Source organism: Nocardioides sp. (assembly GCF_030019515.1).
Lineage (GTDB): Bacteria > Actinomycetota > Actinomycetes > Propionibacteriales > Nocardioidaceae > Nocardioides.
Window position 1 is genome coordinate 133328 of sequence record NZ_JASEEQ010000002.1, and the last position, 24507, is coordinate 157834.

Here is a 24507-nt window from a genome sequence, read left to right on the forward strand (position 1 = left end):
GATCAGACGGGCCGATCAGACGGGCGGAGCCACTGGCTCCGCCCGTCTGACGTCCGCGGTCACTCGAAGCCGGCGTGCTGGGGCCGCTCGAAGAACAGCACCGCCACGAAGCCGAGGACCAGCACCGCGGCCGGGAGCAGCATCGAGGTCGCCATCGCCTGGCTGAAGTGATCGGCCACGGCCGGAGGCAGCCGCACCGGGCCGCCGTCGCCACCCTCGCCGGTGAACGGCGGGAGCCCTTCCGCAGCAAGGCGCGCGTCCATCAGCACCGCGATCGCCGCCGAGCCGAGCACCGCGCCGACCTGGCGGGTGGCGTTGTAGACCCCGGAGCCGGCGCCGGCCAGCCGGATCGGCAGGTTGCGGGTGGCGGTGGCACTGTTCGGCGCCCAGACGCAGGCGTTGCCGATGCCGAGCAGCACCATCGCCGGGACCAGCCACCAGATCGAGGTGTCGGGCGTCATCAGCACCGAGAGCCACACCAGGGACGCGACGATGCACGCGAACCCGAAGCTGGTGATCTGGCGCGGGTGGACGCGGTCGGTCAGGCGGCCCACGTTGCGGGCCAGCAGGATCGTCATCACCGCCATCGGGACCAGCAGCAGGGCCGACCGGGTCGGGCTGAGGCCGCGCACGACCTGCGCCCAGATCATGATCGGGATCGCCATCGCGGTGATCGCGAAGCCCATCACCGAGATGGCGACGTTGGCCAGCGTGAAGTTGCGGTCGGCGAACAGCCTCAGCGGCACCAGGGGCTCCCGGCGGTTGCGGGCCTGCCAGACCACGAACCCGCCGAGCACGACCAGGCCGGACGCGATCAGGGTCCAGATCACGCCGTTCCAGTCGTACTGGTGGCCCTCCTGGATGCCGAAGACCAGCAGGAACATGCCCCCGCCGCTGAGCCCGACGCCCAGCCAGTCGAAGCGGTGGTCGTGCGTCTCCAGCCGCGGCACCAGTCGCACGGCGAGCACGAACCCGACCAGCCCGACCGGGACGTTGATGAAGAAGATCCACTCCCAGCCCAGGCCGTCGACCAGCACGCCGCCGAGGATCGGGCCGACCAGGGTGGCGACGCCCGCGGTGGCGCCCCAGAGCGCCATCGCCGACCCGCGCCGGTGGGCGGGGAAGATCCGGGTGATGATCGCCATCGTCTGCGGGGTCATCATCGACGCGCCGACGCCCTGGAGCACCCGGGCCGCGATCAGCATCTCGATGGACCCGGTGAGCCCGCACCACAACGACGCGAGGGTGAACACGGTCAGCCCGGTGAGGTAGAGCCGCCTGGGCCCGAACCGGTCGCCGAGCCGGCCGGTGATCAGCACCGGCACGGCGTACGCGAGCAGGTAGGCGCTGGTCACCCAGACGACGTCGTTCACGTCGGCGCGGAGGTCCTCGATGATCGCCGGCGTCGCCACCGAGACGATGGTGGTGTCGACGAGGATCATGAAGAAGCCGATGCACAGGGCGAACAGTGCCGGCCACGGCTCCTTCTCCTCCGAGGTCGCGGTCACGTCCGGCGAGGCGGCGGGTCGGGTCACGCAGCACACTCAACACCCCACCGTGGACAATCGCACCCATGAACTCGTTGACGCCTGGTGCAGACCTGATGGCGGGCCCGCCGCCGATCCATCTTCCCGAGGACCCGGCGGCGGCCGAGCTCGTCGAAGGTGCGGACGTGATGGAGGTGGTCCGCCGGCACCCGGAGTCGCCGCTCGCCTGGGCGACGCTCGGCATGCTGCTGGCCGACCAGGCCGAGGACCTCGACGACCTGGTCACGGTCTACGCGTACGCGCGGGTCGGCTACCACCGCAGCCTGGACCGGCTGCGCGGCAACGGTTGGAAGGGCCACGGGCCGGTGCCGTGGGAGCACGAGCCGAACCGTGGGTTCCTGCAGTCGCTGGGACTGCTCGCACTGGCCGCCCGCCAGATCGGCGAGACCGCCGAGTGGGAGCGGTGCTCCCAGTTCCTGCGCGACTCGAGCCCGGCGGCGTACGACGAGCTGCTCGGCGACCTGGACGATTGAGCCTGGCGTCCTGAGCGTCGGGCGGGCGTCGGTAGCCTTGCCCGGTGACCGAGCACCCCACGCCCCCACCCGACGACGACCTGCCCGACCAGATGCGGGTGCGCCGGGCCAAGCGGGCTCGGCTGCTCGAGGAGGGCCGCGAGGCCTATCCCGTCGGAGTGCCCCGCACGCACACGCTGGCCGAGGTGCGCGAGACCTGGGGTCACCTCGAGGCCGGGGAGGAGACCCAGGACGTCGTCGGCGTGACCGGCCGCGTGGTGTTCGTCCGCAACACCGGGAAGCTCTGCTTCGCGACCCTGCAGGAGGGGGTCGGCACCCGGCTCCAGGTGATGCTGAGCCTCGCCGAGGTCGGCGAGGAGGCGCTCGACGACTGGAAGCACACCGTCGACCTCGGTGACCACGTGTTCGTCGAGGGCCGGGCGATCTCCTCCAAGCGCGGCGAGCTCTCGGTGATGGCGTCTCGCTGGGCGATGGCCTCCAAGGCGCTGCGGCCGCTGCCGGTGCTGCACAAGGAGCTGTCCGAGGAGTCCCGGGTCCGTCAGCGCTACGCCGACCTGATCGTGCGCCAGGAGGCGCGCGACATGGTCCGCACCCGGGCGGCGGTGCTCCGCTCCATCAGGTCCTCCCTCGACGAGGCGGGCTTCGTGGAGGTCGAGACGCCGATCCTGCAGATGGTGCACGGCGGCGCCGCCGCGCGCCCGTTCGGCACCCACCTGAACGCGTTCGACCAGCCGATGACGCTGCGCATCGCCCTCGAGCTGTTCCTCAAGCGTGCCGTCGTGGGCGGGGTCGACCGGGTCTACGAGCTCGGCCGGATCTTCCGCAACGAGGGCGTCGACTCGACCCACAGCCCCGAGTTCACGATGCTGGAGTTCTACGAGGCGTACGGCGACCAGTTCACCGCCGCCGAGCGCACCCGGTCGATCGTGCTCAACGCCGCCGAGGCGGCCGGCGTCGGCACCACCGTGGTGGACCACCACGGCCGCGAGATCGACCTGTCCGGGGAGTGGCGGTGGCTGCCGATCGCCGACGCGGTCTCCGACGCGGTCGGCGAGCAGATCTCCACCGAGGAGAGCGACGACAACGCGGGGGCCCTGCGCCGGCTCGCCGAGGCCCGCGAGATCGCGCTCAAGCCCGCCTGGGGGGCCGGCGAGATCATCCTGGAGCTGTACGAACAGCTCGTCGAGCACACCCTGATCCAGCCGACCTTCGTCTGTGACTACCCCGAGTCGGTGCGCCCGCTCGCCCGACCGCACCGCACGACCCCCGGCCTGGTCGAGGCCTGGGACCTGATCATCGGTGGCATGGAGCTCGCCCCGAGCTACTCGGAGCTGGTGGACCCGGTCATCCAGCGCGAGCGCCTGACCGAGCAGTCCCTCCTCGCCGCCGGCGGCGACGCCGAGGCGATGCAGCTCGACGAGGACTTCCTGCGGGCGCTGGAGTACGGCGCCCCGCCGATGGGCGGCACCGGCATCGGGGTCGACCGGCTGATCATGCTGCTCACCGGGGTCGGCATCCGGGAGACGATCCTGTTCCCGCTCCTCAAGCCGGAGGCCGACCGCTGAGCGCGCGCGGCTGAGCGTCCCGTCGCTGTGATGGTTGCGCCACCGGGACGACCGATCCCCCGATGCGGGTCGTCCCGGCTCGACCATGCCCCGAGATCGGTGCGCGGCCGTGGCGCGTGCCGGGATCATGGCACTGACCTCTCCGTGCCAGCCGGAGAGAAGTTGCCTCTGGCACTAAGATGCCACGATGGTCCGATCCGAACCGACCACCGTCCTGACGGCCCTCGGGTTCAGCCCGGCCGTCGAGCGCACCTACGAGCGCGTCGTGCGCCACTCCGGCCAGCGGCTGCCCTTCGTGGCCGCCGCGGTGCTGCGCACGCCCGACCAGCTGCTGGTCGACCTCGAGCCCCTGGTCGAGCGCGGCATCGTGCACCTCGAGGACGACCGGGTGCACGTCGAGGCGCCGGCGCGGGCGCTGGCCCGGCTGATCGTCGAGCTGAGTGAGACCGCGTCCCAGGCGCACGCCGACGTGGCGCAGCTGGCGCGCGCCGTACCCCTCCTCGTCGCCGGCGCCGCCCGCCCGGCCGAGGGCGAGGTGCACGACGTCCGGCCCATCGACGGCGAGATCAGCTCCGGCGGCCAGCCGGGCCCCCTGATCGCCGCCCTGATCCAGCACAGCAAGGGGGATCTCGCCTGGCTGCGCCCGGACCAGTGGCGGGTGCACCGGGAGGGGCCGATGGTCCAGGTGGTGCGCGACCTGGTCGCCTCCGGCCGCCGGTCCCGGGCGATCTACCCGGTCCGGGTGCTCCGCGAGGCGCCCGAGGTCGTGCGCGCCCGCGCCGAGGCCGGCGAGGAGATCCGGGTGCTCCCGGACGTCCCGACCCGGATGTTCGTGATCGGCACCACCCATGCCGTGCTCCCCGAGCCGCTCGGGTTCGTCGACGAGCCGCGCACCCTCGTGCGCCAGCAGGGCCTGGTCGAGGCGCTCGCGCTGCTCTTCGAGATGCTCTGGGAGCGGGCGTCCACCGTCCCCGAGCTCGAGCAGGGCGAGCCGCGCTCGGACCTGCGGCGGTTCCTCCTCCAGCAGCTCGCCACCGGCGCCCAGGACGAGCTGATCGCCCGCAAGCTGGGCCTGAGCCTGCGCACCGTGCGCCGCCGCGTCGCCGGGCTGATGAGCGAGCTCGGTGCCGACTCCCGCTTCCAGGCCGGCGTCGAGGCCGTCCGCCGCGGCTGGCTCTGATCCGGCCGCGGGCGCGCCGGCGGGCGCGCACCAGGCTCTGCGCGGGGGTGCGGTGTCCGGCCGGCGGGTGGGTGGTGGTCGTGGGGCTGTGGTGACGGGCCGAGAGACGGGCCGATGGCGCGTCGGCTTATGTCCTCCGGGTGAAGGCGACTTTCCCGCCGGGGAGTTGGGTCATCGGGTAGTGGGGGTCGTGGGCTCGGGCGTGGTGTTTGGGGCAGAGGAGTCGGCCGTCGTTGACGGTGGTGGTGCCGCCGGTGGCCCAGGGGTGGTTGTGGTGGGTGTGGCAGAGGCCGGGGGGCCAGTCGCAGCCTTGGGTGGTGCAGGTCTTGTCGCGTTGGGCGATGGCGAGGCGTTGGGCTGTGGTGTGGAACCGGCGGCGGCGGCCGATGTCGAGGGGTTGGCTGTTGCCGTCGAGGACGAGGGGGATGATCCCGGCCTCACAGGCGAGGCGTCGGGCCTGGCTCGGTGAGATGCCGGTGCCGGTGTCCAGGACCCCCGGCTTGAGGCCGCCGAGGAGGGTCTCGAGGGGGATGGTGACCACCACGGTCGCCGACACGCCGCCGGCGTGTGGGAGTCGGTCGGTCGGGTAGCGCTCGATCCATTCGCACAGTGCCCGGCCCATCCGTTCGGGCCCCGGCACCCGCTCACCCACGGAACCGTCGACCGCGGCGCGGTGTTTGGGGGCGGCGTAGGCGAGGAGCTGTTTCTTGAGCGCCTGGGCCTGGGCGGTGGGCAAGGTTCCGCGTAGCCGGGTGGTGCCGTCGCCGAGGTCGGTCAGGGTGAGTCGCGTGGTTTGGGCGGCGAGGCGTTCCTCGGCCTCGAGGAGCTTGGCCGCGTGGGCGTCGCCGGCTTCGGGGTCGATGACGTGGAGGAGTCCTTTGCCGAGGTTGCGTAGCGCGTCGGCGTCGAAGTGGGCAGCCTCGCGCACCAGGTGTCGTTCGGCCTGGTCGACCAGGGCGGGGTCCACCTGGTCGGGCAGCGCCTCGACGGCGGTCATGATCACCTGGGCTTGGTCGACCAGGAGGGTCCCGGCGGCCAGGGCGTCGCGGGTCGGCTGGTGCTGGGTCAGCCGGGTGGCGAGCCTGGTCTTGTGTGATGCCTGGGTGTGGGTCTGTCGGGTCTGGTGGGCCCACCAGCACGTCAACGAGGTCGCGCCGTCGCGTGCGGCGACCTCCACGGTGGCGGCGTGGGTGGCGACCCGGGCCTCGAGCTCGGCGACCCGGGCGGCGACCTGGGTCAGGTGGGTCAAGGTCTGCGCGGTCTCGGCGGGGTCCATCGACCAGAGCGAGGTGTCGGCCACGTCGTCCAACGTGGTCTCCAGGGCCGCGACGGCGCGCGAGACGTGGTGTCGTGGCTGGGCCATGGCGGTCATGGGCGGCTCCCGAGAGCTGTTGCGTCCCAGCATAGTATCAAACGTGTGCTCGGAAAGTCAACAGGCGTGACGAGAGGATCTCGAAAGGAACTTCGAGTCAGCGTCGAGGCGTCGGTCAGCACGCCGGGAGGCAGGCGGCAACCACCCGCCCACCTGTCCCGTTAGCTGCCGAGAACCGCAACCACTGGCCAGCCGGTAGCCGAAGCACAGCCCTCAGCGGTCCGGTGGTTTCGAGGCTCGTCGCCGGCGCCCCTCCCACCTCACCCACCGATGCCGGCTCGTCGCCGGCGCCCCTCGCACCGAGACCGCCGATGCCGGCTCAGCCACAGGCCCGCTCGTCCCACGCATCCGGCGGCACGGCGCGCTCGAGGGCCTGGGCCACCAGCGCGGCCAGCGAGTAGTCCTCGTCAGCCTCGGCGCTGCGGTCCAACGCGCACCAGGCCAGCGCGCCGTGACCGGCCTGCCAGGCCGCGAACGCCAGGAGCGCGGCCGGCGCCGCGAGCAGCGGCACCGGCGTCCGGCGCACGACGTCGGTCCAGAACGCGACGTGCGCGTGGGAGCTCGCGCGGTCCAGCGGGCCCCACGCGGCGTCGCGCACCTCGATTTCGAGGAGCCCGCGCAGCAGCCGGGCGACCTCCTCGTCCTCCGGCGCCGATCCGGCCCGGGTGTGGCGGACCACGAGGTCGCGGGCCCAGAGGGCCTCCGCCGCCCGCGGCGGCGGGTCGCCGGTGCGGCCGCCGAGCGCGGCGAGCGCGGCGACCACCCGGCCCGTGCGCTCCACGTCGCCGTCGAGGGTGCGCCGCAGCTCCTCGCGGGACCCGTGCAGGACCCGGCCATCGAGCACCGCCTGGGCCAGGAAGGGGTGGGCGGAGAGGTCGTACGGGACGCCCCAGGCGGGGACACCGGGGCGCCGGCCATGGGCGGCGTACCACCGGTGGCCGTCGGTGCGCAGCGCCTCGATCACCTGCACGCCGGCGTCCACGAAGGCGCGGCACAGCGCGCGGCTGGTGGCGGCCGCGAGCCGGTCGTCGTCGGAGTAGAGGACGAACAGGGCCTGGGCGACACCGTGCGCGCGAGCGGGCGCGAGCAGGGTCTCGACGGCCTTGGGGATATCGGTACCGGCGGTCGGCAGGTCCACGCGGGCGTGGAAGGGTCGCCGGGAGCCGAACGTGAGCATGGCGACCGAGTCGGTCGGCAGGAAGCCGAGGACCACGGGGACCAGGGCGAGCATGTCCTCGGGCGTGCGGGCGGTCATGGTGGTGACCGGCGGCGGGACCGGAGTGGAACCGGAAGTGGAACCCGGAGTGGAACCGGGAGTGGAACCGGGAGTGGAACCGGGAGTGGAACCGGGAAGAGAAGCAGTCATGGGTCGAACCTCCCCGCGCACACCGACCGTCGACGCCGGTCCGGGCCGGGGCTGTGGAGAAGGTGGTCGGGCCGGCATCTGTGGAGGGTGAGCGGGCCGGTCGGTGCGAGGAGGTACGTTGCGCCCGTGCGTGCGGATGCGTCGGTGCTCCACCTCGACCTCGACGCGTTCTTCGCGGCGGTCGAGCAGCGCGACAAGCCCTCGCTGCGCGGCAAGCCCGTCGTCGTGGGCGGCATCGGCGGCCGGGGCGTCGTCGCGACCGCGTCGTACGAGGCGCGCCGGTACGGCGTGCACTCCGCGATGTCGACCCGGGAGGCCCGGTCGCGGTGCCCGCACGCCGCCTTCCTGAGCGGCCGGTTCCACGCCTACCGGGACACCAGCGCCCAGGTGATGCGGGTGCTGCGCGCGGTCTCGCCGCTGGTCGAGCCGCTGTCGCTGGACGAGGCGTTCGTCGACCTCGAGCAGGCCGGCCTCCCGGACCTGACCGTGCCGACCGTCGCCGCGTTCGCGGAGGAGCTGCGCGCCCGGGTCCAGGAGGTGACCGGCGGGCTGACCGCGTCGGTCGGCGTCGGCACCTCGAAGTTCGTCGCGAAGGTCGCCAGTGACCTCGACAAGCCCGACGGCCTGGTCGTCGTGGCGCCCGGCACCGAGCAGGAGCTGCTGCGCCCGATGCGGGTCACCGTCATTCCGGGCGTGGGACCGGCTACCGCGGAGCGGCTGCGCCGGGTCGGCATCCACACCGTCGCCGACCTCGAGACGGTGAGCGAGGACGAGCTGGTCCGGCTGCTCGGCAAGGCCAACGGGCACTGGCTCTTCCACCTGGCACGCGCCCAGGACGACCGGCCGGTGGTGGCCGAGCGGGAGGCCAAGTCGGTGAGCGTCGAGGGCACCTACGACACCGACCTGACCGACCGGCGCCTGATGGAGGGGCTGCTGACGCGCCAGGCGGGCGAGGTGGCCGACCGGTTGCGCAAGCACGGCCTGTCCGGCCGCACCGTGACCATCAAGGTGCGCCTTCACGACTTCACCACCCTGAGCCGCTCGACCACCCTCGCCTCCCCCACCGACGGAGCGGGCACCATCGCCCGGCTCGCCCGCAGGCTGCTCGCCGACCTGGACACGTCCGGCGGCGTCCGGCTGCTCGGGGTGGGCGTCTCGGGCCTGGCCGACTGGATCCAGGAGGACCTGTTCGGCGAGACCGGCGAGGAGGAGGTCGAGCTGCCCGAGATCGAGGTGCCGCACCACTCCCGCCAGAGCTGGGCGCCCGGCATGGACGTCGCGCACGCCGAGATGGGCCGCGGCTGGGTGTGGGGATCGGGCCGCGGCGTCGTCACGGTGCGGTTCGAGACCGCCGAGACCCCGCCGGGCCCGGTGCGCAGCTACGCCGACGACGACCCCCGGCTCACCGCCTGGCAGCCGCCGCAGCCGCAGGATCCGGAGGCGGAGCCGGGCTGAACCGGACCCGCTCCCCCGGCCGCAGCTGCGCACACCGCCACAGGTCCTCGGGATGCACGACGGCGAGCACCGGGTAGCCGCCGGTCGGCGGGTGGTCCGCCAGGAACACCACCGGGCGGCCGCTCGGCGGCACCTGCACCGCACCGAGCACCATGCCCTCGCTGGGCAGCTCGCCGGAGCGGATCCGCGTCACCGCGGGCCCGTCCAGGCGCAGCCCCACCCGGTTGGAGTCCGCCTCGACGACGTACGTCGAGCCGCACAGCAGGTCGAGCGCGTCGCTCGCGAACCAGTCCGCGCGCGGGCCCGGGGTGACCCGCAGCGGTCCGGGCCGGTACGCGGGCGGGGTGTCCAGCGGACGGGGCACCGCGTGCGGGCGACCGAGCGGCAGCCGCACACCCGGCCGCACCGGCGGCGGCCCGACCCACGCGAGGGTGTCGGTCGAGCGCGACCCGAGCACCGGGTCGACCGCGATCCCGCCGGCGACCGCCAGGTAGGTCCGCACCCCGGTCGGCGGTCGGCCCAGCCGCAGGGTCGCGCCGGCGGCCAGCCGCTCGGCCCGGCCGTGGCCGCGGGCCGAGCCGTCGATCTCCAGCGGCGCGGGCGCCCCGGTGGCGGCGACCCAGCAGGCAGCCTCGGCGTACAGCTCGAGCCCGCCGAGCACGACCTCGAGCACCGCGGCGTCGGCGTCGTTGCCGACCAGCCGGTTGGCCAGCGCGGCCGCGGGCGCGTCGAGCGCACCGGCCCGCGGGACGCCGAGGTGCGCCAGTCCGGGCCGGCCCCGGTCCTGGACCAGCGTCAGCGGCCCGGCCGCGAGCACGTGGAGGCTCATGCCCGCACGAACCGGACGCGGGTGCCGGGAGCGAGCAGCGCGGGCCGCTCCCGATCGGGGTCCCACAGCGGTGCGTCGGTGCGGCCCAGCAGCCGCCAGCCACCGGGTGAGGCCGAGGGGTAGACCCCGCACCACGGACCCGCCAGGCCCACCGACCCGGCCGGGACCCGGGGGCGCGGCGAGTCCAGGCGAGGTACGGCGAGCTCCGCGGGCAGTCCGGCCAGGTAGGCGAACCCGGGGGCGAACCCGCAGAAGGACGCGACGTACTCGACCGAGGTGTGCCGCCGCACGACGCCCGCGACGTCGGTGCCCCATGCCTGCGCCACCGACGCCAGGTCGGGACCGTCGTAGGTCACCGGGACCTCCACCAGGTCGCCGTCGGGGCGCGCGTCGGACGGGGACCAGGAGCGCAGGGCCGCGGCGAGGGCCGGCAGGTCCGTCACGCCGTCGAAGAGCACGGTCTCCGCGGCCGGCACGACCTCGAGTGCCGCCACGCCGCTCGCGCGCGCCCAGGTGGCCAACGCGAGCGCGGTCGCGGGGTCGCCGACCTCGGCGAGCGCGGCGGTGGCGCCGAACGGACGCAGCTGCACAGGCATGAGACCCAGCATGGCGGGGAAATGGGTGAGGGGCTCCCGGTGGTATGAGCACCAGGAGCCCCTCGGCTCGACCGGAGAGGTGACGCCCGGTCCACCGGACCGGCCCTCGGACCCCGCCGTCCCCGTCACCGGGCCGACGCCGCGAGTCGCCTCGCGGTACGGATCCTCGTTCCTGTCCGATCCCCGATCCCCCGCAAGCGGTGGATCGGTAGGAGAGTTCTACGGGAGGCCGCGCGCACCCCGCAAGGCCTTCCCGCGAACCCACAGGTTCCTCCACAGCTCAGCCCCTGCTGTCCACCACAGGAGCACGCTGTGCACAGGTCGCGGTCCAGACCTGTGGACCAACCTGTGGACGAGCTGCTGCCCTACGACGCGAACGGCCGCAGCGCGAAGCCGGCCTCCTGCAGGGACCGGCGTACGGCGAGCGCGTGCCCGACCGCGCCGGGCGTGTCGCCGTGCAGGCAGACCGAGTCGACGCTCCTCGCCAGCGCGACCGCCTGCGCGACCACCCGGTCCGGGTCCTCGACCAGCGCACCGGGCGCCGAGCGCGGCAGCAGCCGGCCGTCGGCGGCGTAGCCCCGGTCGGGGAAGCCCTCGAGGAACACCGTCCGGCCGGCGGCCGCGGCCAGCCGCAGCAGCGCGCCGGGCATCCCCAGCACCGGCAGGACCCCGGACCCGTCCAGGACCGCCCGTGCCTGGGCCTCGTCGTCGAGCACCCGGTGGTACAGCGCACCGTGCGGCTTGACGTACCGGACCGCGGTGCCCTCCTCGGCGGCGATCTCGGACAGCGCGCCGACCTGGTCGGCGACCTGCTCGCGGAGCACCTCGTAGGAGACGTCGAGCTCGACCCGCCCGAAGTGCTCGCGGTCGGCGTAGGAGACCTGGGCGCCCAGGCTGACCTCGCGCCGGGCCGCCTCCGCGCAGACCGCGCGCATCACGGCGCGGCTGCCGGCGTGGTAGCCGCAGGCGACGTTCGCGCTGGTCACGACGGCCAGCAGCGACTCGTCGTCGGTGATCTCCTCGCCGAGGTCGGCGTTGAGGTCGATCCGGGGCCGCTCCATGTCCCGACGCTATCGTCGCGCCCATGCAGCCCTCTCTCGTGCCGCCGACCGCTGAGCGACGCCCGACCATCGCCGAGCACCACGGGCACCGGCGGGTCGACGACTACGAGTGGCTGCGCGCGAAGGAGGCCCCCGAGGTCGTCGCCTACCTCGAGGCCGAGAACGTCTACACCAGGGAGCGCACCGCCCACCTCGCCGACCTGCGCCAGTCGATCTTCGAGGAGATCCGGGCCCGGACCCGCGAGACCGACCTGTCGGTGCCGACCCGCAACCGCGGCTTCTGGTACTACGGCCGCTCCTTCGCCGGCAAGGAGTACGGCGCCAGCTGCCGCGTCCCGGTCGCCGACCCGGACGACTGGACGCCGCCGAAGCCCGCCGAGGACACCCACCCGGACCAGCCGGCGCTGCCCGGCGAACAGGTGCTGCTCGACCTCGACGCGCTCGCCGAGGGCCACGAGTTCTTCTCCCTCGGCGGCTCCTCGGTCAGCCCCGACGGCAACCTCCTGGCCTACGCCACCGACGTGGTGGGCGACGAGCGGTACACGATCCGCGTCCTGGAGATCGACAGCGGCGAGCTGCGCGCGGACGAGATCACCGGGGTCCTCGGCGGCGCCACGTGGGACCGGGCCGGCGAGAGCTTCTACTACACGACCGTCGACGACACCTGGCGCGCGGACAAGATCTGGCGACACCGCCTGGGCACCACCCAGGACGAGGACGTCCTGGTCCACCACGAGACCGACGGCCGCTTCTGGGTCGGGGTCGGTCGCACGCGCACCGACCGCTTCCTGGTGATCGCCTCGGCGTCGAAGACCACCTCGGAGTACCGCTTCCTCGACGCCGACGACCCGGACGCGGGCTGGCGGGTGTTCACCGAGCGGCGCGAGGGGCTGGAGTACTCGCTCGAGCACGCGGTGCTCGCGGGCGAGGACGTCTTCCTGGTCCTGCACAACCACGCCGGTCCCGACTTCGAGCTCGGCACCGCGCCGGTGCTGCCGACCCCCGCGGAGCAGTGGCGGCCGCTGGTGCCCCACGACCCCGCCGTACGCCTCGAGGACGTCGACGCGTTCGCCGGCCACCTCGTCGTGCACCAGCGCAGCGCGGGCCTCACCCAGCTGCGCATCCTGGAGCTCGGCGCTGAGGGAGAGGGCGAGGGCGGCGTCACCGACGACTACCTCGTGGAGTTCGACCGCGAGATCTTCACCGTCGGGACGGCCGGCAACCCCGGCTTCCACCAGCCGGTGGTCCGGCTCGGCTACACCTCGCTCGCGGTCCCGTCGTCGGTCTACGACTACGACGTGCGCAGCCGCGAGCTGACGCTGCTGCGGCGCGCGCCGGTGCTGGGCGGCTACGACCCGGCCGACTACGAGGAGCACCGGCTGTGGGCGAGCGCCGAGGACGGCGCGCGGATCCCGATCTCGATCGTCGCGAAGCGCGGGTCGCGGGAGACTCCCCTCGATTCTGGGGCGGGCGGCGGCACCGGACCGGTGCCGGTGCTGCTCTACGGGTACGGCGCCTACGAGACCTCGATCGACCCGTACTTCTCGATCGCCCGCCTGTCCCTGCTCGACCGCGGCGCGGCGTTCGCCATCGCGCACGTGCGCGGCGGCGGCGAGATGGGGCGGCACTGGTACGACGAGGGCAAGCTGATGCGCAAGCAGAACACGTTCTCCGACTTCGTCGCGTGCGCGCGGCACCTGGTCGCCACCGGCTGGACCACTCCCGACCGGCTCCTCGCCGAGGGCGCCAGCGCCGGCGGGCTGCTCGTGGGCGCGGTCGCGAACCAGGCGCCGGAGCTGTTCGCCGGGATCGTCGCGGGGGTGCCGTTCGTGGACTCGCTGACGACCATGCTCGACGCGAGCCTGCCGCTGACGGTGCCGGAGTACGACGAGTGGGGCGACCCGACGACCGACGCAGAGGTGTACGAGTACCTGGCGTCGTACGCGCCGTACGACAACGTCGCCGCCCAGGACTACCCGCCGATCCTGGCGGAGACCTCGCTCAACGACACCCGGGTGCTCTACGTGGAGCCCGCGAAGTGGATCGCCCGGCTGCGGGCGACGGCGGTCGGGCGGCGCGACTTCCTGCTGCGCACCGAGATGGCGGCGGGGCACGGCGGCGTGTCGGGCCGCTACAAGGCCTGGCACGACCGCGCCTTCGCCCTCGCCTGGATGCTCGACCGGATGGGTCTCGCGGACCGCCCGGGCGGGGTCCGCAGCCCCGAGGTCCCCTGAGAAGTCCCTGAGAGTACGCCGCCGACGCAACTCCGCGGGCCACTCGCACGTCATTCGGGGTGAGAGGTTCGAGGTTTGGCCAGGGAATCCGCTGGTCACCGTGGACGTTGTACGTGACGTGTGGGAGCGCAACAGCGCTGCCCACGTGAGATTGGAGGGCGACCCATGGCTGTACGCACCGCTGTCAGCACCGGCACTCGAGAGATCGAGGGCCGCGACAGCGTCGGCCTGTACCTCGACGAGATCGCCCGCAACCCGCTGCTCGACGCCGCCTCCGAGGTGGAGCTGTCGAAGGCGATCGAGGCCGGCCTGATGGCCGAGAACCTGCTCGCCGAGGGCCGGGTCGGCCGCAAGAAGGGCGGCGCGCCGATGACGGCGACCCAGGAGGAGCTCGAGTGGCTCGCCGAGGAGGGCCGCAAGGCCGTCGACACGTTCATCACCGCCAACCTGCGCCTGGTCGTCTCGATCGCGCGCAAGTACGGCCGCGCCCAGATGCCGATGCTGGACCTGATCCAGGAGGGCAACACCGGGCTGATCCGCGCGGTCGAGAAGTTCGACTACACCAAGGGCTACAAGTTCTCGACCTACGCGACCTGGTGGGTCCGCCAGGCCATCACCCGCGGCATCGCCCAGCAGGCCCGCGTGGTCCGGCTGCCCGTGCACGTGGTCGAGGAGCTCAACCAGGTCGGCGGCGCGCGCCGGACCCTCGAGCGCAAGCTGGGCCGTGAGCCCGAGCCGCGCGAGATCGCCGAGGAGCTCGGCATGGACGTCGACCGGGTCCTCGACCTGATGGCCTGGGGCCGCGAGCACGTCAGCCTCGACTCCCCCGTCGACGAGGACGGCGACACCTCGCTGGGCGACCTGATGGCCCAGGAGACCGCGCCCGGTCCGGACCTGAACTTCATCGACGTCGAGTCGCGCGACCGGCTCAACAGCCTGGTCGGCAAGCTCGACGACCGGGCGGCCGACATCATCCGGTCGCGCTACGGCCTGGCCGACGGGCGCCAGCACAAGCTGGCCGACATCGGCGCCAAGCACGGCATCTCCGCCGAGCGGGTGCGCCAGCTCGAGCGCGAGGCGCTGCAGAAGCTCCGCCGCTTGGGTGACCCTGATCTAGCCGCCTGAGGAACCGCCTGAGCGCAGCTGCTCGAAGACCTCCGCCACACGCTGACGGAGGTCTTCGCGCGTCCCGATGTTCTCGATGACGTACGTCGCGATCGCGCGGCGCTGCTCGCGGGTCGCCTGAGCGGCGATCCGCGACTCGGCATCCTCGCGGGTCATCCCCCGGTCGCGCAGCAGCCGCTCCACCTGGGTCTCATGCGGCGCGTCGACGACGATCACCGCGTCGAAGTCCGCGGCGCGGCCGGACTCCGCCAGCAGCGGGATGTCGTGGACCACGATCCCGTCCGCGGGGGCGGCCGCCTCCAGCGCGGCGTACCGCTCGAACACCAGCGGGTGCACGATCGCCTCGAGCGTCCTGCGCTGCTGCTCGTCGGCGAACACGATCCGGCCCACGACGGCCCGGTCCATCTCGCCGCCCTCGGTGAGGATCCCGGGGCCGAACGCCGCCACCACCTGCTCCAGGCCGGGCGTGCCCTTCGCGACCACCTCCCGGGCCAGCCGGTCCGCGTCGATGACCACCGCCCCCAGCTCGGCCAGGATCGCCGACACCGTGCTCTTGCCCGAGGCGATGCCGCCGGTCAGTCCCACTCTCATGGGGCCATCCTGCCGGAGCCGCGACGGGCGGTCAGGCGGTGACCTCGGGGCGGCCGCGGAACCGGTGCACCAGGCCGCCGAGCGCTAAGCCGAGGGCGGCCGGCACCACGAGCACGACGGCGAAGAAGACCGCACCGTCGCTCACCTCGGCGGCCAGGTCGCGGTCGTCGGTGAGCGCGAGCACCACCGGGATGCCGACGCCGGCGACGGCCGAGGTGAGGACCCAGGTGAGCAGGGCCTCGAGCAGGCCGTGCCGGATGCCGTCGACCACGGCCCAGACGAACGCCATCGCGACCAGGATGAGGAACGCGAGCAGCCCGGCGCCGAGGGCGTCGGTGCTCTCGCTGCGGGCGATCACCGCCACGTAGGCCGCGATCACCGCCGCGATCACGACGGAGCGGAGCAGGACGCCGATGACCACTCGGGGCAGGTTCATCCGCACAGCCTCCCCGACCGGGAGGCTCCCGTCAGGCGAACCGCTCAGAAGCCCCGAGACCCGCCTCCGCCGCCTCCTCCTCGAGACCCACCGCCACCGCCGAAGCCGCGGGAGCCACCACCGCCACCGCCGAAGCCCCCGAAGCCCCCGAAGCCCCCGCCACCGAAGCCGCGCCCACCTCCGCCGAAGCCGCCGATGCCACCGCCACCGCCGAGGAACGAGCCACCCCCCGACCCGCGGCGCGCGGCCGCACGTCGCTGCTCGGCCCCGCGCCGGTCGCGCCGAGCCCGGGCGGCGGCGTCGTTGGCGAGGTCGCGCGCCTCCTCGGCCGCCCGCCGCACGGCGTCGAGCGTGTCGGCGCCGTCGGCGCGCACCAGGGCGTCCTCGGCCTCGGCGAGGGTCGCGCGGGCGGCGCTGCCGACATCTGCGCGATCCACCTCGTCCCGTGCGTCCGCGACGGCCGCTCCGGCCGCCGCCAGCAGTCGCTGGGCGTCCTCGTAGGCGGCGATGATCGCCGCGACGACGCCGGCGCTCTCGGTGACCCGACGGCCGAGGGTGTCGAGGTCGTCGCGCAGCGCCAGCAGCGGCGCCTTCGGCTGCCGGGCCCGGTCGCCGAGCCGCGCGGCCTCCGCCTCCAGCTCGGCGACCGGCGGGACCACGTCGAGGTACGAGATCGCGGTCGGGTTCGCCTCGATCCGGGCACCGACCCCGGCCGCGTCCGCCGCGAGGCGCTGGGCGGTGAGCGGCAGCTGGGCCGTGAGCTCGGTCAGCTCGCTCTCCCGGTCCCCCGCCGCGGCGGCGTCGGTCGTGATCCGGTCCGCGGTCTGCGCGGCGGCACCGACCTGCTCCCGCGCGCGCCGGAACTCCTGGGTCGCCATCGAGGAGTCGCTCCGGATCGCCGAGAGCTCGCCGTCCAGGCGCCGACGGGCCAGCGCCGCGGCCTCGACCCGGTCGCGCACGCCGGTGGTGCAGGAGGCGTCGTACGTCGAGTCCAGGTGCTCGAGCGTGACCCGCGCGTCGGCGATCGCGGCGTCCAGGTCGGCGCAGCGGGCCTCCAGCGAGGCCAGGTCGGTGGCGAGCGCGGCCCGGTAGTCGTCGAGCCCCTCCAGCCAGGCCACCTGCTCGGCGAGGGCCTCGGCAGCGGCGCCCAGGCGCAGCGAGGCGTCGCCGAACCGCAGCTGGCCGCCCAGCGCCTCCGCGTCGCGGGCGGCCTGCTCGGCCGCGCCCGGTGCCCCGTCCAGGTCGCCGGTCCGGTAGCCCTCCGCGCGCCGTCGCTCCAGCAGGCCGGTCAGGTGCCCGGCGGTTCCGCGGAGCGCGGTCACCTGCTCCGGGAGGTCGTCGCGCAGCCCCTCGAACGCGGTCACCGCCGCCTCGACCCCGGCCAGCTCCGCGTGGGCGGCGCGGAGGTCGGCTGCCGCCGCCGTCACCGGGGCGACCCCGGCGGTCGCCTCGCCCGCGTCGAGGCGGGCGACCCGCGCGACGTCGTAGGTCTGCGAGAGCGTGAGGTACGCCGCCGTCGCGTGCTCGAGCGCCGCCGTCGCGGCCCGGTGGTCGGTGCGGACCTGCTTCACCGTGGTGTCGTCGACCGACGGCAGCGAGGCGACCCGCGCGTCGACGTACTCGCGCGCCTGCTCCACGTCCAGCCACGCGGCGGCCAGGTCGTCGGTGGCGGCCGCCAGCGCCGCGCGGGCCGCGCGCCGGGCCCGGCGCCGGCGAGCCAGCACCAGCCCACCCCAGCCGGCTCCGCCGACGACCAGCGCCGCCGGGAGGAGGAGCAGCCACGGTCCGGACGACTCGGAGGTGCTGCCGGCCTCCGGGAGCTCGCCGAGGCTCGGCCCGCCGGTCGACGGCGGACCGTTCCCGCCGCCATTCCCGCCGCCGGCGCCGCGCGCGTACGCGCGGGCGTAGATCGCCAGGCCGTCGACCATGCCACGCGTCCACTGGCCGTTGCCGAAGCTCGCGCCCATGCCGTCGACCTCCGCGCGCTCGCGGGCCGTCTCGAACCGGTCCTGGGCGCGACCGTCGTAGTGGCTGGCGAGCCGCCGGTCCTCGGTCGCGACGGCCAGCACCAGGAGCGACTCTCCCCGGCCCGGCCGGAACCCCCAGCCTCCGCACCGTTCACGCTCGTCGAGGACCCGGTCGTAGAGGTCCTCCCCGTCGGTGGAGCGGTAGCTGAGCACCTTGACGACGATCCCGTCGCCGAACGCGGCGGCCGCCTGCTCGATGCGCGCGTCGTCGAGCACCCCGGCGCCGTCGACGACGGTGGCCCCGGAGCAGACCGGCTCCTCGGCGCTCGCCACGACGATCACGGCCGGGGCGGGCCCGCCGGAACCGAGCACCAGGGCCACGAGTACGCCCGAGCCGGCGAGAAGCCTTCGCATGCCGCACATCGTGCCCTGTGCGATCGGTGGTCGACCACCGCCGCACCGGAGCCGGAGACCCGGACCGTGATCTGGGCCACGCGGATTAAGACGCCGTCTCAGCCCGCCGATCGGGACCTCGGCGACACGGAGGACCTGCGGGGGTGACGGGTCGCGTTCTCGGGCGATCCAGAAGAGACCGTCGCCAGGCGGCCAGACGCGAGGAGCTCGCCACCATGTCAACAACGACCACCACCCCAACGCAGCCGCTGGCCTCCGGACGGCCCGGACGGCCCGGACGGCATCTGATGCGCTGGTTCGACAACCGGCGGCTGCGCACCAAGGTGCTCGCCGTCTCGCTGATCGGCATCGTGCTCGCGGGGACCATCGGCCAGCTGGCCATCATCGAGATGGGCAACATCGCCGACGAGGCGGCCGCCATCGAGACCGAGGGAATGAAGCCGGTCGGACACGTCAACACCGTGCGCGAGGCGTTCCTGCAGACCCGGATCGACGCCACCGAGGATGAGCTGCAGGTCACCGACGGCCCCGCGCACGACGCCTACCTCGCCGACATCGACGCCGTCGACGCCGCGCTCGCCACGTTCGACAAGGACCTGGACCCCGAGGACCTGCAGATGATGGCGGACTTCCGGGCGAACTGGGCCGCCTACACCGAGCTCGCCGGCGGCGAGGTCCTCGACCTCGCGAGGCAGGGCAAGATGACCGAGCTCACCGCGCTCAGGGCCCAGGAGGTCGTGCCGCTGGTCGACGCGATGGGGCAGACCCTGGACGATCTCGAGGCCATGATCAACGGCGAGGCGGCCGCCTCGGTCGAGCAGGCTCGCTCGACGTACACGAACGCGCGCACCATCGTCTACCTCGGACTGGGGCTCGGCCTGCTGCTGACCCTGGCGCTATCCCTGTTCGTCGCCCGTCGGATCACCCGGCCGATCGACCAGACCGCCGTCGCCCTGCGGGGTCTCGCGGACGGCGAGCTCGCCCAGTACCTCGACCTCGACACCACCGACGAGGTCGGGCAGATGGCGACCGCGCTGAACGTCGCCAGCGGCCGCCTGGCCGAGGCGATGTCCGACATCGCCGCCAACGCCGAGACCCTCGCGTCCGCCTCCCAGGAGCTGTCCAGCGTGTCCGGGCAGATGTCCGGGTCGGCCCAGGAGTCGGCGACCCAGGCGGGCGTGGTGTCCAGCGCCGCCGAGCAGGTCTCCCGCAACGTCCAGACCGTCGCCACCGGCACCGAGCAGATGTCGGCCTCGATCCGGGAGATCGCCCAGAACGCCACCAGCGCCGCGAACGTCGCCGCCGACGCCGTCCGGGTCGCCGACTCGGCGAACGCGACCGTCGCGAAGCTCGGCGAGTCCTCCTCCGAGGTGGGCAACGTGATCAAGGTGATCAACTCGATCGCGGAGCAGACCAACCTGCTGGCGCTCAACGCGACGATCGAGGCCGCCCGTGCCGGCGAGGCCGGCAAGGGCTTCGCCGTGGTCGCCAACGAGGTCAAGGAGCTGGCCCAGGAGACCGCCCGCGCCACCGAGGACATCAGCCGCCGGATCGAGACGATCCAGACCGACACCGAGGCCGCGGTCGCGGCGATCAGCCAGATCTCGGGGATCATCGCCCAGATCAACGACGCCCAGACCACGATCGCCTCGGCGGTCGAGGAGCAGACCGCGACGACCAACGAGATGTCGCGCAACGTCAACGAGGCGGCGCTGGGCTCGACCGACATCGCCGACAACATCACCGGCGTGGCGCGGTCCTCCTCCGACACGACCATGGCCGCCGAGAGCACCAGCCAGGCCGCGGAGGAGCTCGCCCGGATGGCGGCCAAGATGCAGCAGCTCGTCGGGCAGTTCCGCTACTAGTCACCAACGGCCGGGCCGGCGGCATTCGTGCCACCGGCCCGGCCGACACCGGTGACAGGCTCGCGCTCCGGGCGACGGACAGCACGGTCCTGGTCCCGGGCGGGTTCACCAGGATGGGGAGTGCGGGCTGGCTGGGCCGGCGCCACGGCGTACGGCGGGTTCTCGCGCGTCCGGCAACAGTAGGTTTGCGCTGTGGACCACCTCGAGCTGCGCGAGGGCGCCCGGGTCGCGCTGCTGGTGTCGGGGTCGCTCGACTACCTGGACCTGGTGATGTCGCTGCTCGCAGCCGGGATGTTCCCGATCCCGCTCGACCCCCGGCTGACGGCCTACGAGCGGGAGCGGCTGCTCGCCACCCTGCACCCGGACCTGGTGGTCGACTCCGCCGACCAGGTCGCGGCGATGGTCGCGAACACCCCCGCCCGGTTCCGCCGGGCGCTCCCGCGGGCCCGCCCCATGCACGTCACCAGCGGCACCACGGGCACCCCGAAGGGCGTCTACAGCGGGCTGCTCACCGAGGCCGACGCCGCCGCGCTCGTCGCCGAGGAGCGCGACCTGTGGGGCTTCACGGACGCCGACGTGAACCTGGTCCTCAGCCCGCTGTACCACTCCGCGCCGCTGCGCTTCGCGATGGGCACCGCGCTGGCCGGCGGGCGCGTGGTCGCCCCGGGCGGCTTCGACCCGGCGCGGATCACCGGGGCGATCGAGCGCGAGCGGCCGACGACGATGTTCTGCGTGCCGGCGCACCTCCAGCGGCTGTTCGCGCACTGGGACGCGCTGGCCGACTCCGGGGCCGGCCGGCCCGACCTGTCCTGCTTCCGGCTGGTGGCGCACGCCGGCGCCCCGTGCCCGCCGGCGCTCAAGCGCCGGCTGATCGAGGCGTTCCCGCCCGGGTCGACCTGGGAGTTCTACGGCTCCACCGAGGGCCAGTTCACCGCGTGCCACAGCGAGGAGTGGCTCGAGCGCCCCGGCACCGTGGGGCGGGCCCGGCCGGGCCGGGCCCTGGAGGTCGACGCGGACGGCACGATCTGGTGCACGGTGCCGCCGTACGCCCGCTTCGAGTACTTCGGCGATCCGGAGAGGACAGCGACCGCCTGGCGGGCCCGTCCCGATGGGACGAGTGCGTTCACCGTCGGCGACCTCGGCCGCCTCGACGCGGACGGGTACCTCTACCTCGACGGGCGCCGCGAGGACCTGCTCATCACCGGCGGCGTCAACGTCTACCCGCTCGAGGTGGAGAACACGCTGCGCGAGCACCCGGGCGTCGAGGACGTCGCGGTGTACGGCGTCCCCGACGAGCACTGGGGCCAGCGGGTGTGCGCCGCGGTGGTCGGCACCGCCACCGCGGCCGAGCTCGACGCGTTCGCACGCGAGCGGCTGGCGCCGCCCAAGCGCCCCAAGACGTACCGCCATCTCGACGACCTGCCCCGCACCCCGACCGGGAAGGTCCTGCGAGATCAGTTGAGCCGTTAACCGGCGAAGCGGCGGCGGTACTGCTGCGGGCTGAGCCCACGCACCCGGCCGAAGTGGTGGCGCAGCGTCGCGGCGTTGCCGAAGCCCACCTCGTCGGCGATCCAGTCGATCGAGTGGTCGGTGCGCTCGAGCAGCTCCTCGGCCGCCTGGACGCGCTGGCGGGTGACCCACGAGTGCGGCGTGGTGCCGGTCTCGGCACGGAACCGCCGGGCGAAGGTGCGCGGCGACATGTGGTTGCGACGGGCCAGGGCCTCGACGCCGAGGTCCTCACCGAGGTTGTCGACGATCCACTCCAGCAGCGGGCCGAGGGTCTCGGCCTCGCAGTCGGGGACCGCCCGGGCGATGAACTGGGCCTGCCCGCCGTCGCGGTGCGGCGGCACCACGATCCGCCGCGCGGTCGCGGCCGCCGCCCTGGCGCCGAACTGCTCGCGCACCAGGTGCAGCGAGGCGTCGATCCCGGCCGCCGCGCCGGCGCCGGTGAGCACGTTGCCGTCGTGGCAGTACAGGACGTCGGGCCGGACGTCCGCCTGCGGGTAGAGGGCGGCCAGCTTGTCGGTGTAGCGCCAATGCGTGGTGCACTCGCGACCGTCGAGCAGGCCGGCCGCGCCGAGCTCGAAGACCCCCGAGCAGTGCGCGTAGATGATCGCGCCGCGCTCGTACGCCGCGCGCACCGCGTCCATCACGACCGGGTCGTGGCGCAGGAACTCGTACTTCGGGCTCAGGCAGACCAGGTCGGCGTCCTCGGTGGCCTCCAGCCCGCGCTCGACGACCAGGTCGTAGTCGGAGCGCCCGCGGACCCGGCCCGGGCGCGGCGTGCAGACCCGGAAGTCGAAGACCGGGTTGTCGTCCTCGGGGTGGTACGGCTCGCCCCACACCTCGACCAACGAGCCGAGCCCGAACGGCTCCGCCCCGTCCTGGACCACGACCGCGACCTTGTGCACCGGACCAGCCTGCCGCAGACGTGGCAGAAAATCAATGCATACTGTCATTCCTGCCACTCGTGGCAGGAATGACACGCGCGCATGATTACTGCCATGACCTCCGTGATCATCCTCCTCGCGATCGTCGCGGTGCTCGGCATCGCCATGATCAAGCTGCTCGCCCACGACGGCCGCGGACCCCAGCGGCCGCCCACGTCCCACGCCCCGGACCCGCAGTTCCGCTCCCCCTGGGCCGCCTGAGGCACCAACCCTCGAGACGCACGAAGGCCCGCCCCGGTCATCCCGGGGCGGGCCTTCGTGCTGTTCAGTCCAGTGTCAGGCTGAGCGTCGTCCGGCGAGTGCGGCCGCAAGGCGGCGGGCCGAAGGCGACCTTGGAGCGAAGCGGTCGTCGAGGCCCGCCAACACAGCGGACGCTCCGCCGGCGGCGCTCAGTTGCCGCCGGTGAGCTTCTCGCGGAGAGCCTGCAGCGCCTCGTCGGAGGCGAGCGAGCCGCCGTCGGAGGAGCTGGAGTCGTCGGAGCCGCCGCTGGAGTACGACGTGGCCTCGCCGGCCTCGACCTCGGCCTTGGCGGCCTCGGCCTGCTGCTTGACGTGCGCCTCCCAGCGGGCGTGCGCCTTGGCGTACTGGTCCTCCCAGACCGCACGCTGCTCGTCGAAGCCCTCGAGCCACTCGCCGGTCTCGGGGTCGAAGCCCTCGGGGTAGACGTAGTTGCCCTGCTCGTCGTAGGTCGCCGCCATGCCGTAGAGCGTGGGGTCGAAGTCCTCGACGTCGGCCGCGGTCGCGGTCTCGTTGGCCTGCTTGAGCGACAGCGAGATCCGGCGCCGCTCGAGGTCGATGTCGATGATCTTGACCATCACGTCGTCGTTGACCTGGACGACCTGCTCGGGGATCTCGACGTGACGCTCGGCGAGCTCGGAGATGTGCACCAGGCCCTCGATGCCCTCCTCGACGCGGACGAACGCGCCGAACGGCACCAGCTTGGTGACCTTGCCCGGCACGATCTGACCGATCTGGTGGGTCCGGGCGAAGTGCTGCCAGGGGTCCTCCTGCGTCGCCTTGAGCGACAGCGAGACCCGCTCGCGGTCCATGTCTACGTCGAGGACCTCGACGGTGACCTCGTCGCCGACGGCGACGACCTCGGACGGGTGGTCGATGTGCTTCCAGGACAGCTCGGAGACGTGGACGAGGCCATCGACGCCACCGAGGTCCACGAACGCACCGAAGTTGACGATCGAGGAGACGACGCCCTTGCGGATCTGGCCCTTCTGGAGCTGGGTCAGGAAGCCGTGGCGGACCTCGGACTGGGTCTGCTCGAGCCAGGCGCGGCGCGACAGGACCACGTTGTTGCGGTTCTTGTCGAGCTCGATGATCTTGGCCTCGAGGGTCTGGCCGACGTAGGGCTGCAGGTCGCGCACGCGGCGCATCTCGACCAGCGAGGCGGGCAGGAAGCCGCGCAGGCCGATGTCGAGGATCAGGCCGCCCTTGACGACCTCGATGACGGTGCCCTCGACGACGCCGTCCTCCTCCTTGACCTGCTCGATCGTGCCCCAGGCGCGCTCGTACTGGGCGCGCTTCTTGGACAGGATCAGCCGACCCTCCTTGTCCTCCTTCTGGAGGACCAGGGCCTCGACCTCGTCGCCGACCGCGACGACCTCGGAGGGGTCGACGTCGTGCTTGATCGACAGCTCGCGCGAGGGGATGACGCCCTCGGTCTTGTAGCCGATGTCCAGGAGGACCTCGTCGCGGTCGACCTTGACGATCGTGCCGGCGACGATGTCGCCGTCGTTGAAGTACTTGATCGTCTCGTCGATGGCGGCGAGGAAGTCCGCTTCGGACCCGATGTCGTTGACCGCGACCTGCGGTGCGTCGTAGTCCGGCAGAACAGAGATCGTGCTCGTCATAAGGGAGGTTGTTCCTTGGGTGGATAGAAGTCGTGCGGGCACGTCGAAGGTCGTCTTTCACCAACCATGGGATGGAAAGCGAGCGCGTGTCCGCTCCGTCTGGGACCCGGGCAGACCTC

At 73.3% G+C, this 24507-nt stretch carries 20 protein-coding genes; 9 read left to right on the forward strand and 11 right to left on the reverse strand.

Annotated elements, in window-relative coordinates:
* Positions 1 to 59: 59 nt before the first annotated feature.
* Positions 60 to 1535 carry an MFS transporter gene (locus tag QMC84_RS03065; RefSeq protein WP_300371662.1) on the reverse strand — a complete coding sequence of 492 codons (1476 nt, stop codon included), beginning with the start codon at positions 1533 to 1535 and terminating at the stop codon, positions 60 to 62.
* Between the two features lie 38 nt (positions 1536 to 1573).
* Between QMC84_RS03065 and QMC84_RS03070 the strand changes: the two genes are divergently transcribed.
* The 3 genes from QMC84_RS03070 (at position 1574) to QMC84_RS03080 (ending at position 4765) form a co-directional block, all read left to right on the forward strand.
* The gene (locus tag QMC84_RS03070) at positions 1574 to 2020 is read left to right on the forward strand and encodes a DUF3151 domain-containing protein (RefSeq protein WP_300371664.1); all 447 of its coding nucleotides are present in this window, start codon (positions 1574 to 1576) and stop codon (positions 2018 to 2020) included.
* Between the two features lie 92 nt (positions 2021 to 2112).
* Positions 2113 to 3585, forward strand: coding sequence for a lysine--tRNA ligase (gene lysS / locus QMC84_RS03075; protein ID WP_300372298.1), 1473 nt, complete (start codon positions 2113 to 2115; stop codon positions 3583 to 3585).
* A 187-nt stretch (positions 3586 to 3772) separates the two neighbouring features.
* Positions 3773 to 4765 (forward strand): LuxR C-terminal-related transcriptional regulator, encoded by a 993-nt coding sequence (locus QMC84_RS03080; RefSeq protein ID WP_300371667.1) that lies wholly within the window; start codon positions 3773 to 3775, stop codon positions 4763 to 4765.
* A gap of 127 nt (positions 4766 to 4892) precedes the next feature.
* Here the strand turns inward: QMC84_RS03080 and QMC84_RS03085 are convergent, their stop codons facing one another.
* Both QMC84_RS03085 and QMC84_RS03090 read right to left on the reverse strand, forming a co-directional pair.
* Positions 4893 to 6137, reverse strand: a complete 1245-nt coding sequence (locus QMC84_RS03085) for an HNH endonuclease signature motif containing protein (RefSeq protein WP_300371669.1) — start codon at positions 6135 to 6137, stop codon at positions 4893 to 4895.
* Positions 6138 to 6456: 319 nt separating this feature from the next.
* Positions 6457 to 7392 (reverse strand): DUF4192 domain-containing protein, encoded by a 936-nt coding sequence (locus tag QMC84_RS03090; RefSeq protein ID WP_300371671.1) that lies wholly within the window; start codon positions 7390 to 7392, stop codon positions 6457 to 6459.
* A 237-nt stretch (positions 7393 to 7629) separates the two neighbouring features.
* On the opposite strand from QMC84_RS03090, the gene QMC84_RS03095 reads away from it, so the two are divergent.
* Positions 7630 to 8958, forward strand: coding sequence for a DNA polymerase IV (locus QMC84_RS03095; protein WP_300371673.1), 1329 nt, complete (start codon positions 7630 to 7632; stop codon positions 8956 to 8958).
* Here the strand turns inward: QMC84_RS03095 and QMC84_RS03100 are convergent.
* From QMC84_RS03100 to QMC84_RS03110, 3 genes are all read right to left on the reverse strand, one after another.
* On the reverse strand, positions 8906 to 9787 hold the full coding sequence (locus tag QMC84_RS03100; RefSeq protein WP_300371675.1) for a biotin-dependent carboxyltransferase family protein: 882 nt from the start codon (positions 9785 to 9787) through the stop codon (positions 8906 to 8908). The two genes, QMC84_RS03095 and QMC84_RS03100, sit on opposite strands and share 53 nt — an antisense overlap.
* A complete protein-coding gene (locus QMC84_RS03105; protein ID WP_300371677.1) occupies positions 9784 to 10383 on the reverse strand; it encodes an allophanate hydrolase subunit 1 in 600 nt (199 codons plus the stop codon). Before QMC84_RS03105 ends, QMC84_RS03100 begins: the two co-directional genes overlap by 4 nt.
* A 365-nt stretch (positions 10384 to 10748) precedes the next feature.
* Positions 10749 to 11444, reverse strand: a complete 696-nt coding sequence (locus QMC84_RS03110) for a 5-oxoprolinase subunit PxpA (protein ID WP_300371679.1) — start codon at positions 11442 to 11444, stop codon at positions 10749 to 10751.
* A gap of 23 nt (positions 11445 to 11467) precedes the next feature.
* On the opposite strand from QMC84_RS03110, the gene QMC84_RS03115 reads away from it, so the two are divergent.
* Positions 11468 to 13678 (forward strand): S9 family peptidase, encoded by a 2211-nt coding sequence (locus QMC84_RS03115; RefSeq protein WP_300371681.1) that lies wholly within the window; start codon positions 11468 to 11470, stop codon positions 13676 to 13678.
* Between the two features lie 165 nt (positions 13679 to 13843).
* Positions 13844 to 14803, forward strand: a complete 960-nt coding sequence (locus QMC84_RS03120) for a sigma-70 family RNA polymerase sigma factor (RefSeq protein WP_300371683.1) — start codon at positions 13844 to 13846, stop codon at positions 14801 to 14803.
* Here QMC84_RS03120 and coaE read toward each other — a convergent pair.
* From coaE to QMC84_RS03135, 3 genes are read right to left on the reverse strand one after another with little or no spacing between them, the layout of a single operon-like run.
* The gene (gene coaE, locus QMC84_RS03125; protein ID WP_300371685.1) at positions 14792 to 15394 is read right to left on the reverse strand and encodes a dephospho-CoA kinase; all 603 of its coding nucleotides are present in this window, start codon (positions 15392 to 15394) and stop codon (positions 14792 to 14794) included. The genes QMC84_RS03120 and coaE overlap by 12 nt on opposite strands.
* Before the next feature lie 31 nt (positions 15395 to 15425).
* Positions 15426 to 15830: a hypothetical protein gene (locus QMC84_RS03130; protein WP_300371687.1), complete on the reverse strand. Its 405-nt coding sequence runs from the start codon at positions 15828 to 15830 to the stop codon at positions 15426 to 15428.
* Between the two features lie 44 nt (positions 15831 to 15874).
* Complete coding sequence (locus QMC84_RS03135; protein ID WP_300371689.1) at positions 15875 to 18211, reverse strand: TPM domain-containing protein; 2337 nt, start codon at positions 18209 to 18211, stop codon at positions 15875 to 15877.
* Between the two features lie 287 nt (positions 18212 to 18498).
* On the opposite strand from QMC84_RS03135, the gene QMC84_RS03140 reads away from it, so the two are divergent.
* Both QMC84_RS03140 and QMC84_RS03145 read left to right on the forward strand, forming a co-directional pair.
* Positions 18499 to 20076, forward strand: a complete 1578-nt coding sequence (locus tag QMC84_RS03140; RefSeq protein WP_300371691.1) for a methyl-accepting chemotaxis protein — start codon at positions 18499 to 18501, stop codon at positions 20074 to 20076.
* A 192-nt stretch (positions 20077 to 20268) separates the two neighbouring features.
* A complete protein-coding gene (locus tag QMC84_RS03145) occupies positions 20269 to 21546 on the forward strand; it encodes an AMP-binding protein (protein WP_300371693.1) in 1278 nt (425 codons plus the stop codon).
* Here the strand turns inward: QMC84_RS03145 and QMC84_RS03150 are convergent.
* Positions 21543 to 22487 (reverse strand): helix-turn-helix domain-containing protein, encoded by a 945-nt coding sequence (locus QMC84_RS03150; protein ID WP_300371694.1) that lies wholly within the window; start codon positions 22485 to 22487, stop codon positions 21543 to 21545. The two genes, QMC84_RS03145 and QMC84_RS03150, sit on opposite strands and share 4 nt — an antisense overlap.
* A gap of 93 nt (positions 22488 to 22580) precedes the next feature.
* On the opposite strand from QMC84_RS03150, the gene QMC84_RS03155 reads away from it, so the two are divergent.
* Complete coding sequence (locus tag QMC84_RS03155) at positions 22581 to 22727, forward strand: hypothetical protein (protein ID WP_300371696.1); 147 nt, start codon at positions 22581 to 22583, stop codon at positions 22725 to 22727.
* 188 nt (positions 22728 to 22915) lie between these two features.
* Here the strand turns inward: QMC84_RS03155 and rpsA are convergent, their stop codons facing one another.
* Positions 22916 to 24388 (reverse strand): 30S ribosomal protein S1, encoded by a 1473-nt coding sequence (gene rpsA, locus QMC84_RS03160; protein WP_300371698.1) that lies wholly within the window; start codon positions 24386 to 24388, stop codon positions 22916 to 22918.
* Positions 24389 to 24507: the final 119 nt, after the last annotated feature.